At 57.6% G+C, this 15,123-nt stretch carries 1 protein-coding gene; it reads right to left on the bottom strand.

All coding sequences use genetic code 11. From position 1 onward, the window contains the following. Positions 1-51 precede the first annotated feature (51 nt). Positions 52-15,063: an amino acid adenylation domain-containing protein gene (locus tag AC2TF6_RS12725; RefSeq protein WP_491311319.1), complete on the bottom strand. Its 15,012-nt coding sequence runs from the start codon at positions 15,061-15,063 to the stop codon at positions 52-54. Between the last annotated feature and the right edge of the window lie 60 nt (positions 15,064-15,123).

Here is a 15,123-nt window from a genome sequence, read left to right as displayed (position 1 = left end):
TTGGGCACACACTCTTCAGGCATGAACAACTAGTACCTGGCAGGGCTTTGTCTAAAAAGCGAATTCAATCGCTTCTACCGAACTCTTCGTGCCGCTCGAAAGCTTGAGGCATTGGATCTCGCTTAACCGGCTTTCGGGATTTTCGCAAATCTGGGACAAGATATGCAAGTAATCCTGGACCATTGTCCGGATTCTCGCCTCTTTGAACAATTTCGTCCCGTAAAAGAACCCTCCGCTGAGCGCGCCGTTGTCTTCCGACATGAACAAGGTGAGGTCGAATTTCGCTTCTTCCAGATCGTCCAGCTCATAAGGCTTGAGACGAAGAGTTCCGAGCGAAGCCTCGTGTTCCTCGATATTCTGCATATCGAACACCGTATCGAACAGCGGATTGCGGCCTGGTTCCCGCTTCACATTCAAGCGCTCCACGAGCTCTTCGAACGGATAGTCCTGATGCTCGAAAGCTCCCAGCGCCGATTCCTTCACTTCCTCCAGGAAGGAAAGGAAGGTTTTGTCGCCGGCAGGCCGGTTGCGGATCGCCAGCGTGTTGACGAACATGCCGATAACCGGCTCCAGATCGGCATCCGTTCTGCCTGCAACGGGCGTTCCGACAATAACATCTTCTTGTCCGCTGTATTTGGACAGCAGCACGTTGTAGGCGGATAAAAGGATCATAAACAGGGTGCTTCCCGATCGGACTGCCAGATCACCCAGCTCAGCTGTGAGATCCGCGCCGACTTCAAATTCCAGATGAGCGCCCTCATAACTACGTACCGGCGGCCGCTCATAATCGGCCGGCAGCTCCACGTCGGGCAGATCGCCGGCCAACGCTTCCAGCCAGTACGACTCCTGCTGCCGTGTGCGTTCTTTGTACGTTTCGCTCTGCTGCCATGCCGCGTAATCCTTGTATTGAATTCGCAGCGGAGGAAGCTCTTCTCCCCCATATAGCCGGGAAAATTCGTCCACCAATATCGACATGGAAACACCGTCGGAGACAATATGGTGCATATCGAACATCAGAATGTGCAGCTCCGGACCCAGTTCGATCAGGCCTGCGCGAAGCAGAGGCGGTGTCTTCAAGTCGAACGCTCGGACGAAACGGCGGACGATCTGTTCCGCGTCTTCTTTTGCGGATTTGCTCGTTTCGACTGCAAATTCCACTTGAGCGTGTACCCGTTGAACCGGTTCTCCGTGAACCATTTCAAATCCGGTACGAAGCGTCTCATGCCTTGCGATCAATGTCCGGAAAGCTTCCTCTATCCGGCCGATATCCACCGGCCCTTCCAGCTGCAGCATTTCCGGCATGTTGTAAAGCTCATCCGCCCCTTCCAGCGTGTGCTGGATAAAGAGCCGTTTTTGCGCCGACGAGAGTGGATAATGTTCCCGCTCTCCGGCAAGAGGAATGGAGACATGCTCCTGCCGTTCCATGTTGGCGATTGTCTGCGCCATTTCTTCAACCGTCGAATGACGGAAAACGTCTCTTAACGGCAGATCGACGTTCAGATCCTTGTGCACTTTGCCGACAAGCGTCGTTGCCCGCAGGGAATGTCCGCCCAGGTCGAAGAAGTTATCGCGGATGCCGATTTCCTTCTGAAGACCGAGCACGTCCTGCCAGATGGCGGCCAGCTTCGCTTCCAGCGGCGTTCTTGGCGCGATATATTCCGCGCCTCCGTCCGCGCCCGCTTCCGGCGCCGGCAGCGCCTTGCGGTCGACTTTCCCGTTCGGCGTCAGCGGAATCCGCTCCAGACGGATGAAATACGACGGGATCATGTAGCCCGGCAATTCCTGCGCCAGCGCGCTTCGCAGACTGCTTGCGGCAAGCTCGACGCCCGCCGTGAAGTAGGCGCACAGCGCTTTCTGCCCGCTGCCGTCTTCGCGTACGATGACAACTGCTTCGCGGACGCCGTCCGTCTGGAGCAGCTGCGACTCGACCTCGCCGGTTTCGATCCGGTAGCCCCGGATTTTCGCCTGGTGGTCGATCCGCCCGATAAAGTCGACGCTGCCGTCTGCTGTCCAACGGGCCAAGTCGCCCGTGCGGTACAAACGCTCGCCCGTGACGAACGGGCTGTCCACGAACTTCTCCTCCGTCAGATCCGGACGGTTCAAGTAGCCCCGTGCCACGCCCGGGCCGCCGATGCACAGCTCGCCCAAGACGCCGACCGGCACCGGGTTCAGGTGCGCGTCCACGATGTAGAACCTTGCGTTCAGCCACGCTTTTCCGATCGGCACGCTGCCCGTCTCCGGCAGCTTCGCCAGCGGCTCGTCGTAGAAGCTCGAATCAATCGCCGCTTCCGTGACGCCGTAGCTGTTGATGATCCGGAACTGCGAGCCGAAGCGTTCCTGCAGCACACGGTAGTCGCCTACGCTGCAGCTGTCGGAGCTGGTGATGAGCAGTTCCATCGAGCTCATATCAAGCGCATTTTCGGCTACGTGCTCCATAAACGGCACGATGAGCGCCGGAGTCGATTCGAACACGGTAATCTGCTGTTCTTGGATCCAGCCGTGCAGCCGGGCCGGGTCGATCCGGTCGTCCTTCGGCACGATGACCATGGTGCCGCCGTTGTACAGCGTCCGTGCGATATCTCCGACGAACACGTCGAAGGAGAAGCTTGCGAGCTGGAGCAGCCGTACCGGGAATCGGTCCAGCCGGTATTCCCGGCGGTAGGCGGCCGCCGTATTCGCAAGGCTGCGGTGCTCGATCATGACGCCTTTGGGCCGTCCCGTCGTGCCGGACGTGTAGATCACGTAGGCGAGATCGTGCGGCTGGGTTTCGGCTGGGACACCGTCCGGCGTGCCTGATGCGGACAAGCTGCCGTCCGATCCGCTGTTTGCCGTGCCGCCAAACGCAGCGCCGTCTCCTTGACCCGCAGACACCCGGGCACTCTCTGCGCTTGCATCAGCAGCCCCAATTACGCTGCCTTCCAAGACGACTCCGATAGCCGCATTCTCTCCGTCCCCGCTGTACGACTGTTCGTCGTCCAGGCAAAGGATCGCGCGCAGCGCCGTCTCTTCCACTTCCAGCCAAGCCTCCGCGCTCTCTCTGAGAGAAGTCTGCGTCAGCAGAACGGTTGCCCCGCTGTCTTCGAGCATAAACCGGATGCGATCGGCCGGATAATCCGGGTCAAGCGGCACGTACGCGCCTCCCGCTTTCCATACGGCGATGACGCCGACGAGCAGCTCCACCGAACGCTCGGCCAGAATGCCGACGATGGACTCTCTGCCGACGCCGCCGGTGCGAAGTGCACCAGCCAGCCGGTTGGCCCGTTCGTTAAGCTCCCAGTAGGACAGCTTGTTGTCTTCGTAGACAACCGCCGTCGCATCGGGAGTGCGCTCCGCCTGCCCCTCGAACAGCCGGTGGAACGTCTGCACCTGCGGAAGCTCGGACATGGCCGGATTGAACGCTTCGAACAGCTGCTCTTTTTCGGAAAGCGTAAGCAGTTCCAGTTCGGCGATTTTTGCCTCCGGCTTCTCGGCGATGGCACCGAGCAGCTGCTCGAAATGCTCCGCCATCCGCTCCACCGTTTCTTTCCTGTATAAAGCAGTCGAATATTCAAAGCTATAATCCAAACCGCCGTATTCTTCCATCACATCCAGGCTCAAATCGAATTTAGCCATTGTGCTGTCGCTCGGATACGAGGTCAGCCGGAGACCTTCAAGTTCAAAGTCTTTGTTATCCGTATTTTGCAGCGTGAACATGGTATCGAAAATCGGATTGCGGCTTAAATCCCGGGTAACCTGAACCTTTTCCACCAGCTCCTCGAACGGATAGTTCTGGTGCTCGTACGCGCCGAGAGTCGTTTCCTTGATCTCCTGCAAGTAGGAGAGGAACGTTTTCTCCGCGGCCGGATAGCTGCGGATCGCCAGCGTATTAATGAACATTCCGATCAGCGGCTCCACATCACCGTGGTTCCGGCCCGCAATCGGTGTGCCGACAACAAGGTCTTCCTGGCCGGTATATTTATGCAGCATGACCGTATAGGCCGCAAACAGAACCATGTAGAGCGTGGTTCCGGTTTCCGCCGCAAGCTGCTTCAGAGCATCGCTTTTCTGGGCATCCAGGAAATATTCGAGCGTCCGCCCTTCATAGCCCTGGACGGCGGGACGGGCATAATCCGTCGGCAGTTCCAGCACCGGCAGCTCTCCTTGGAAAACGTCAAGCCAGTAAGCTTCCTGGCGTTTTAGCTGCTCTTTCTGCGTTTCGGACTGCTGCCAGACGGCGTAGTCCTTGTACTGAATGCGCAGCGGCTCCAACGCTTCTCCGCTGTATAAGCGGACGAACTCTTCCACCAGCACGTCCATCGAAACACCATCGGAAACGATATGATGCATATCAAACAGTAAAACGTGCCGCTCTGCCGCCATCTCCACCAAGCCTACGCGCAGCAAAGGAGGTTTGGCCAAATCGAACGGTCGGACAAAATCCCGCACCGTTTCAGTCGCTTCTTCCTCGGCCGCCGAAAAATGTTCCACGAAGAAGTCCACGGCCGCATATACCCGCTGCACTGCTTCCCCGTTCACCATTTCGAAGCCCGTGCGCAGCGTCTCGTGCCGCTCAATCAGTCTGCGGAATGCTTCCTCGAACCGGTTTTGATCCAATGCCCCTTCGAGCAGCAGCGCTCCCGGCATGTTATAGCTCAGCTCCGCTCCCTCAAGCTGGTTGAGAATGTACAGCCGCTTCTGCGCCGATGATTGCGGATAATGGTCCCGTTCTTCGGCAAGAGGAATGGAGACATGCTCCTGCCGTTCCATCCGCGCGATTGCCTCTGCCATTTCTTCAACCGTTGAATGACGGAAAACATCTCTTAACGGCAGATCGACGTTCAGCTCCTTGTGCACTTTGCCGACAAGCGTCGTCGCCCGCAGGGAATGTCCGCCCAGGTCGAAGAAGTTATCGCGGATGCCGATTTCCTTCTGAAGACCGAGCACATCCTGCCAGATGGCGGCCAGCTTCTCTTCCAGCGGCGTCCTTGGCGCGATATATTCCGCGCCTCCGTCCGCGCCCGCTTCCGGCGCCGGCAGCGCCTTGCGGTCGACTTTCCCGTTCGGCGTCAGCGGAATCCGCTCCAGCCGGATGAAATACGACGGGATCATGTAGCCCGGCAATTCCTGCGCCAGCGCGCTTCGCAGACTGCTTGCGGCAAGCTCGCCGCCCGCCGTGAAGTAGGCGCACAGCGCTTTCTGCCCGCTGCCGTCTTCGCGTACGATGACGACCGCTTCGCGGACGCCGTCCGCCTGGAGCAGCTGCGACTCGACCTCGCCGGTTTCGATCCGGTAGCCCCGGATTTTGGCCTGGTGGTCGATCCGCCCGATAAAGTCGACGCTGCCGTCTGCTGTCCAACGGGCCAAGTCGCCCGTGCGGTACAGACGTTCACCCGCGACGAACGGGCTGTCCACGAATTTTTCCTCCGTCAGATCCGGACGGTTCAAGTAGCCCCGTGCCACGCCCGGGCCGCCGATGCACAGCTCGCCCAGGACGCCGACCGGCACCGGGTTCAGGTGCGCGTCCACGATGTAGAACCTCGCGTTCAGCCACGCTTTGCCGATCGGCACGCTGCCCGTCTCCGGCAGCTTCGCCAGCGGCTCGTCGTAGAAGCTCGAATCAATCGCCGCTTCCGTAACGCCGTAGCTGTTGATGATCCGGAATTGCGAGCCGAAGCGTTCCTTCAGCACACGATAATCGCCTACGCTGCAGCTGTCGGAGCTGGTGATGAGCAGTTCCATCGAGCTCATATCCAGCGCATTTTCGGCTACGTGCTCCATAAACGGCACGATGAGCGCCGGAGTCGATTCGAACACGGTAATCTGCTGTTCTTGGATCCAGCCGTGCAGGCGGGCCGGGTCGATCCGGTCGTCTTTCGGCACGATGACCATGGTGCCGCCGTTGTACAGCGTCCGCGCGATATCTCCGACGAACACGTCGAAGGAGAAGCTCGCCAGCTGGAGCAGCCGTACCGGGAATCGGTCCAGCCGGTATTCCCGGCGGTAGGCGGCGGCCGTATTCACAAGGCTACCGTGCTCGATCATGACGCCTTTCGGTCGTCCCGTCGTGCCGGACGTGTAAATCACGTAGGCGAGATCGTGCGGCTGCGTCTCGTAAGGAATGCCGTCCGATCCGCTGTCAGCCGTGTTGCCAAACGCAGCGTTGTCTCCTTGACCCGCAGATACCCGGGCACTCTCTGCGCTTTCATCAGCAGCCCCAATTACGCTACCGTCAGCCTTGCTTCCGATAGCCGCATTCTCTCCGTCCCGGCTGTACGACTGTTCGTCGTCCAGGCAAAAGATCGCGCGCAGCGCCGTCTCTTCCGCTTCCAGCCAAGCCTCTGCCCGCGCTCTGAGAGAAGTCTGCGTCAGCAGCACCGTCGCTCCGCTGTCTTCGAGCATAAACCGGATGCGGTCGGCCGGATAATCCGGATCTAGCGGCACGTACGCGCCTCCTGCTTTCCATACGGCGATGACGCCGACGAGCAGCTCCACCGAACGCTCGGCCAAAATGCCGACGATGGACTCTCTGCCTACGCCGCCAGTGCGAAGCGTTCCAGCCAGCCGGTTGGCCTGTTCGTTAAGCTCCCGGTAGGACAACTGCTTGTCTTCGTAAACAACCGCCGCCGCATCAGGAGTGCTCTCCGCCTGTTCCTCGAACAGCCGGTGGAACGTCTGCACCTGCGGAAGCTCGGACATGGCCGGATTGAACACCTCAAACAGCTGCTCTTTTTCGGAAGGCGTAAGCAGTTCCAGCTCGGCAATTTTCGCATCCGGCTTTTCCACGATGGCCCCGAGCAGCTGCTCGTAATGCTTCGCCATCCGTTCTACCGTTTCTTTTTTATACAAGGAAGTCGCATACTCCAAGCTGCATTCGAGACCGCCGCTTTCTTCCACGACATCTAAGCTGAGGTCGAACTTCGCCATGCCGTACTCGCTCGGATAGGAAGTGAGCTTAAGACCATCCAGCTCAAATTCCTTATTCTCCAGGTTCTGCAGAGAGAACATCGTATCGAAAATCGGATTGCGGCTCAAGTCGCGGGCCGTCTGTACCTTTTCGACCAGCTCCTCGAACGGGTAGTTCTGATGCTCGTATGCGCCCAGAGTCGTTTCTTTGACCTCCTGCAAGTAGGACAAGAACGTTTTGGCGGCGGCCGGGTAATTGCGGATTGCCAGCGTATTGACGAACATTCCGATCAGAGGCTGCACGTCCCCGTGGGTTCTTCCGGCAATCGAAGTCCCTACGACCAGATCTTCCTGAGCCGTATATTTATGCAAAAGCACCGTATACGCCGCAAGCAGCACCATATAAAGCGTCGAGCCGCTTTCTGCCGCAAGACGTTTCAAAGCTTCGCTCTTTTGCGCGTCGACAAAAAATTCAAGTGTCTGTCCTTCGTAGCTCTGTACGGCCGGACGGGCAAAATCCGTCGGCAGCTCCAGTACGGGCAGCTCTCCCCGGAAAACATCGAGCCAGTAAGCTTCCTGCCGCTTCAACTGTTCTTTCTGCGTCTCCGATTGCTGCCATACCGCGTAGTCCTTGTATTGAATGTGCAGAGGTTCCAGTTCTTCGCCGCTGTACAGCCGGACAAACTCCTCCACCAGCACATCCATCGAAACGCCGTCGGACACGATATGATGCATATCGAACATCAGAATATGCCGGTCCGCCGCCAGCTCGATCAAGCCAACCCGGAGCAAAGGCGGCGCCGCCAAGTCGAACGGTCGGATGAACTTCTGCACGGCTTCGCCCGCCTCTTCTTCGCTTGCCCGGATATGCTCCACCGAAAAGCCCGCGTCGCTGTGTATCCGCTGCACCGCTTCCCCGTTTATGATCCCAAAACCGGTGCGAAGCGTCTCATGTCGGGCGATCAGGCCGCGGAACGCTTCTTCGAATCGATGCCGGTCCAGCGCTCCTTCCAGCAGCAAAGCTCCCGGCATGTTGTAACTTTGGTCCGCCCCTTCAAGCTGTTGAAGGATGAACAGCCTTTTTTGCGCGGAAGATAGCGGGTAATACTCGCTTTCCTCTGCCTTGGGGATCGAAGAGAACGAAAGCCGCGTCAGGTTTGCAATCGCTTGAGCCATCTCTTCTACCGTCGAATAAACAAAGACATCCTTCAGCGGGAAATCTACGTGAAGCTCTTTGCGTATCCGGCTGACAAGCGTTGTTGCCCGCAGGGAATGTCCTCCGAGTTCGAAGAAATTTTCCTTCACGCCAACCTTCTCAAGTCCCAGTACGCCCTGCCAGATGGCGGCCAGGTCCGCTTCCAGCGGAGTCCGCGGCGCCGTATGCTCCGTCCCCTCCTGCAAGCTGAGCTCGGGCGCCGGGAGCGCTCTGCGGTCCACCTTGCCGTTAGTCGTGAGCGGCATCTCTTCCATCTGAACAAAGTACGAAGGAATCATATACCCCGGCAGCTCGCGGGATAAGGCGCTTCTTAACCGGCTTGCCTGAAGCTCGCCGTCCGCCGTGAAATAGGCGCACAGCTGTTTATCTCCGCTGGCGGTTTCACGGGCGATCACAGTCGCTTTCCGGATGGATTCCACCTTCAGCAGCTGCGCCTCTATTTCGCCAAGCTCGATCCGGAAGCCGCGGATTTTCACTTGATCGTCCATCCGGCCCACATATTCGATCGTTCCGTCCGGCAGCCATCTCGCCACGTCCCCTGTCCGGTACATGCGTTCTCCGGGAACGAAAGGATTGTCCACGAATTTCTCCGCCGTCAATTCAGGCCGGTTCAGGTAGCCCCGGACCAAGCCCTCGCCGGCCACGCACAGCTCCCCGGCTACACCGATCGGCTGCAGATTGTTGCGGGCATCCACGATATAGGCCGTCGTATTGCTGATCGGACGACCGATCGGAACATTTACGGCGTCCTCGGCCACTTCGTTCACCACATAATACGTAGCGTACACCGTGCTCTCCGAAGGACCGTACAGATGAATGATTTTGCCCGGACCCAGATGAGCGACCGCTTTACGGACATGACCGACCGAAACACGCTCTCCGCCGAACAGAATGGCCCGCATATGCCTCAAGCAATCCACATTTACATCCACGAGCACGTTGAAAAAAGCGGTCGTAATGAGCGATACCGTAACCCGCTGCCTTTCGATCAACTCGGCCAGCTGCCCGATTTCCAGCATGATCTCTCTCGGAATGAGAACGAGGCCCGCCCCGTTGACCAAAGCGCCGAAAATGTCGGAAATCGACCCGTCAAAAGAATAACTGGACAACTGGAGAACCCGGTCCTGCTCCGTAATCTCGACATAGTTCGTATTCCGTGCGATCCGGATAATGTTTCGGTGGGACACCAGGTTTCCTTTCGGCTTCCCGGTCGTCCCCGAGGTATAGATCACACAGGCCAAATCGGCCGATTCGTTGATTCGTTCCAATTCCGACCCGTCAGGTTGGTAAGACCCTTCATCATCCAGTACGATCACGACGCTTTGGACGGGAATCCGTTCCTGCAAATGACGCTGCGTCAGCATAACCCGGGCGCCCGAGTCTTCGATGAGGTACCGGATACGTTCTTCCGGGTATTCCGGATCGATCGGCACATAAGCGCCGCCGGCTTTCAGCACGGCCATAATGCCGACGATCATCTCGATGGAACGATCGACAACAATGCCTACGAGACAGTCCCGGCCGACTTCTTCGCCCCGGAGCGTACGTGCCAGGCGATTCGCCCGTTCATTCAGCTCGCGGTACGTAAGTTCCTTTTGCTCAAATACGACCGCCACTGCATCCGGTATCCGTTCCGCCTGTTCCTCAAACAGCTGATGAAGGGTTTTGTCCCGCGGGAAATCCGTCGTTGTGTCGTTGAACGTTTCAATAATTTGCGCTTTTTCAGCCGCTGTTGCAAGCTCTAAGTCGCCCACTTTGACCCGGGGATCGTTCACGACTTGTTCCAGTACGTACATGAGCTGTCCACTCAAACGCTCAACGTCCGCTTTCGCAAACACACCGGCGTTGTAATCGAAACGTATTTCAATGGCTTCTCCCGGCACGACCGTCATATTAAAGTCGTAATTCGTCTGTTCCGCCATCTCGACATCCGTGATAGCCAGACCGCCGGTTTGGCTGCCGCCCGCCTGCTGCATCTGCTCGTCCATCGGATAGTTTTCGAACGCGATAATGTGGTGGATAAGATCCTGCTTCTGGGAGCTTCGCGCCTGGATCTCGTACAGCGGATAATAATCGTAGCGGCCGGATTCCAGCGCCTGCTCCTGCACCTTGACCATGATGTCGGCAAAAGACGTGTCCGGCTCGCTCGTTACCCGCACCGGTACCGTGTTGATGAAAAGTCCGATCATCTCTTCGATTCCCGGAATCTCAGCCGGTCTTCCCGAGACGACGCTGCCGAACACCGCATCGCCCGTCCCGTTAATCTTTTGCAAAACGACGCCCCATGCCGATTGCAGCAAGGTGTTTAACGTGACATGTTGCTGCTTGGCCGCACGCTCCATCCGTTCGCTCAAGCTTTTGCCCAGCTCGCAAACGACATGTTCCGGAAGAAACGGTCCACTTTTCGCATCGGTCTTTTTGGGAAGCTCCGTCTGTCCGTCATACCCTTCCAGATAGCCGGACCAGTAGCGGGAAGCACTCTCTTCATCCTGTTTCTCCAGCCACTCGATGTACTGGTTGTAGTCCGCTGACGCAATCCGCTCCGGCTTCACATTCCGGATGTAAGCTGAGTACGTTTCGAACAATTCCTGCGTAAGCTGCGGCAAGCACCAGCCGTCCATCAGAATATGCTGGAAGCTGAGCAGCACGTGATAGCGCTGTTCATCCGTTCTTAGTACCGTGACGCGCACAAGCGCATCCCGCTCCAGATCAAAGCCCCGCAGCCTGTCTTCCTCCGCTTTCTTATCGGTATAGGCTGTGCGTTCTGCAAAATCCAGATGCAGCAGATCTTCATATTCGAAGCCGACCGGATTGTCCCGGTACACGATTTGCAGAGGTTCAGGTTCTGCGCCCGCGCCGCTGTAAAAATTAGTCCGCAGCACGACATGCCGCGCGGCCAATTCGGCCCAGCTTTTGGAGAAAACATCGACATCCAGCTCACCCAGCAGCGTAAAACGCGCTTGTTCGAAGTAGGCGCCCGTCTGCGGGTCCATCGCGCTGTGGAACCACATCCCCTTCTGCATCGGCGTGAGTGTGTAGATATTCTCGATCTCGCCGATAGGTGCCGTGTCTTCGGCAATCCGTTCCATGTCAGTAACGCTCAATCCCTTGAACTGCACGTCGCTTGGCGTCAGCTCCGTCCGTTCCTTAGCCGCGCAGTGGGTAATAATTTCCCGGAGGCTCTGCTCCAGCAGCGAAACCAGTTTCTCTATCGTCGCCCTGTGAAACTGCTTCCGGCTGTAGCTCAGGTCAAGCGACAGCGAACCGTCCAGGACCATGCCGTTAATGTCCAGCACGAAGCTGCGCGCCTGCCGGTCGCTTGCCGGGCTGCCGCCCGGATACGGCGATAGGCCCATCTCGTTATTTTGCAGATCGTCGTCGAACTGGCCCAAATAGTTAAAGTTAATTTCCGGTTCGGCCCCCCATATCAAGCCGTCCGTTTTCTCCGAAAGGTACCGGCATACCCCGTATCCGATCCCTTTGTTCGGAATCCGGCGAAGACTTTCTTTCACCGCTTTGATTTGATGCGACAAGTCTTTGCCGCTCTCCGGCTCCAACACAACGGGAAACTTGCTCGTAAACCAGCCTATCGTACGCGTAATGTCGATATCCGTTCCGATAAATTCACGTCCGTGACCTTCCAGATTTAAAAGGACCCGGTCATGTCCGCTCCATTTCTGCACGGCTGTTCCCAGAGCCGCAATCAGGATATCGTTCATTTCCGTGTTATAGGCCCGGTGTACCCGTTTCAACAACAGCTCCGTTTCGTCGCGAGTCAAGACGGCAAAAAGTGATTCGCTGTCCCGCTGCAGGGAATCCTCCGCATCCGTATCCTTCGGCAAAGGAGGCACGGGTGTACGTTCCACGCCCTGCCAGTGGGCCCGCTCCTTCTCTATGTCCGGGCTTTGCGCATAGGCCGCGAGCTGATTGGACCAGGCAAGGTAGGAATCGGTTTTCGCGGGAAAACGGATGTTTTCCCCTTTGCCGGCCTGCTCGTACCCGAGCGCGATATCTTCCATCAAGATCCGCCACGATACACCGTCGACGACGGCATGATGAACCGCGATAAGCAGATGATCGCCGTCCGCGCAGCGGAACAGGCCCGCTTTTACAAGCGGCCCGTCTTCCAACCCGATCCCGCTCTGAATTTCGTTCGCCTTCGCTTCTACCGCTGCTCCCGGATTAACAGCCTCCCTGAAATCGGAGACTTCCAGGCTGTACATCTCACCTTTCCCGATTCCGCGGTTCCAGGCCGTATAGCCGTGCTCCGTTTTGCGGAAAGCCATCCGCAGCGCATCGTGATGCTCCGTTAACTTCTGCAGCACCTTGCGGAGAGCCGTCTCGTCGAAACCGTCTTTGCGGTGCAGCAGAACGGATTGGTTAAAGTGATGCGCATCCGCGAATTCACGCTCGAAAAACCATTGCTGAATGGGAGTCAATCCGGCGGCTCCGGTCACTTCTCCCTGATCGACCGTCCGGGCGACAGGCTTCACGTGCAGGCTGAGCTGCGCGATCGTCGGGTATTTGAACAAGTCGCGAATTTCCAGCTTGTAGCCGGCCTGGTGCAGCCGGGAGGAAACCTGAATCGACTTGATCGAATCACCGCCGAGCTCGAAGAAGTGATCCGTGACTCCGACCCGTTCGGTATTCAGCACAGCCTTCCAAACGTCGGCAAGAGCTTGCTCCACTTCGTTTCGGGGCGCAACATACTCGCCTCCCCCAAGCGCGTTTCCTTGCGGGGCAGGCAGCGCCTTCCGGTCGATTTTCCCGTTCGGCGTCAGCGGCATCCTCGGCAGCTGCACGAAATGCGCCGGAATCATATACCCCGGCAAGTTTTGCGACAGCGCTGCTCTGAGATCACTAACGGTCAGCGATTGGTCTCCCGCAAAGTAAGCGCACAATTGCAGTCCGCTCTCTTCTTCGCGGGCGATGACGATCGTTTCCTGTACGGACGGAATTTTCAGGAGCTGTTCTTCAATCTCGCCGGTCTCGATCCGGTAGCCGCGGATTTTCACCTGGTGGTCGATCCGGCCCATATATTCGATGTTTCCGTCAGGAAGCCAGCGGGCGGAATCCCCGGTCCGGTACATCCGTTCGCCGGAGGCAAAAGGGTTGTCGACGAACTTCTCCGCCGTCAGCTCGGGGCGATTCAAATATCCTCTCGCCAGACCGACACCTGCAATGCACAGCTCACCCGCTACTCCTTCAGGCACAGGCTGTCCGTGCTTGTCCACGATATAAATCTTGTGATTATGAATGGGACGGCCGATGGGGACCGATTTCAAGCCGGTATCATTCGGCTCAGCGGCCCAGACCGCAGTGACGATCGAAGCTTCCGTCGGGCCGTAAGCGTTGAAATACCGCACGTTGTCTTTCCATTGCTGCACGAATTCGGCCGATACGGCCGAGCCCCCGGTAATCAGCTTTTGCAGCCCCGGCATATGATCCGGGTTTAAATAGGCAGCGTACGTAGGCGGCAGGATCGCGGCCGTGATGCCGTTCTCGTCCATGTAGCGCTCGAAAAGCTGATAATCAAGAATGGTGTCGGCCGTGGGAATGTAGAGAGCAGCTCCGAAAAACAGCGCCTTGAACACTTCCCAGCACGACGCGTCGAACGACAGGCTCGCGAACTGGACGACTCTGTCCGATCCGGTGATGCCCAGCGTGTACCGGAACATGTTCTTCAAGCTGACGAGTCCGTGATGCTCCACCATCACGCCCTTAGGCTTGCCCGTCGTACCGGACGTATAGATAACGTAGGCCAGATGGTCCGGCCCGTTAACCGGCTCCAGATTGGTGCCATCGGCGCTGTAGGAGTTCTCGTCATCGAGTGCCAGTACAGTTCCCGCATAGGGGACGCGGTCCAGCAGCCGCCGCTGAGTCAGCAGCAGCTTTGCACCCGAATCTTCCAGCAGGTAGCGGATGCGCTCCTCGGGATATTCGGGATCGATCGGCACGTACGCGCCTCCGGCTTTCAGTACCGCTAAGATGCCGACGACCATTTCCAGCGAGCGTCCGGCCATCAGGCCGACAAGCTGATCCGGCTGCACACCCTTCGCACGCAGCGTACGCGCCAGCCGGTTCGCCCGCTCGTTCAGCTCCCGGTAGATGAGACGTTCCTGTTCGAAAACCACCGCTGTCGCTTCCGGAACGCGGGCAGCCTGCTCCTCGATCAGCCCGTGAATCGTTTTTTCCGACTCATAGTCCGTTTCCGTCTCGTTAAAAGCGTGAACAAGCCGGCGCTCTTCCTCCGGAGACAGCATATCCGCCCCTGCCGCTTCCTGATCAAGGTTATTTAAACCGCCTGCCAGCAGACGGTCCAGATGATCGACCACCCCGGTCATAAAGCCCGCGTGATACAAATTTTCGTTGTACAAAATCTGAAGATGGATCGAACCGTCCTCCAGACGGAATTGGAACAGGCAGTCGCAGACGACATTCCCGCCAACCTCAGTGCCGTGCAGCTCATTCAGAGAAACGAGCGTGTTGACGACCGGCACTCCGTCTGCGTATTGAAGCTCCAACTTCTCCGTCATTTTGAGGAACGGAATCTGCTGATGACGGATAGCCTCGGGAAGAGAAACCTTCAATTCGTTCAACACCGATTTGAAGGTGGACTCGCCGCCGATTCTATTCTTCAGAATAACCGTATGATTAATGGGCCGCCGGGTCTCCTGCGGTTTCTTCACAACCGGCATGCCGACAAGAACAGCGGAATCACCTGTATATCTGTACAGCAGGACTTGAACTCCCGCCAGCAAAATCATATAGGCGGCCAGCGGCGCGCCCTTGCTCATTTGAATGACCCGCTGCGCCGCTCCGCCGGACAAAGTTCCGGAAACGGACAGAACGCTTGGAGCCGCGTGGCTTGGAGCCTTACTGTACGGCAGCAGGGTAAGCGAATCATCTTCACCTGAGAATTTTTCGTTCCAAAAAAGGATTTCTTTTTCAAAAGCCACCTTCATCGTTCCCCTCTCTTTTCGTTAAAAAAAGCGATCCGGCGGATTGCATACGGAATGCGCCGC

The sequence above is a fragment of the Paenibacillus sp. JNUCC 35 genome, from assembly GCF_058269095.1.
Note: the sequence above shows the minus strand (reverse complement) of the source record. Positions and strands in the feature narration are given on the sequence as shown.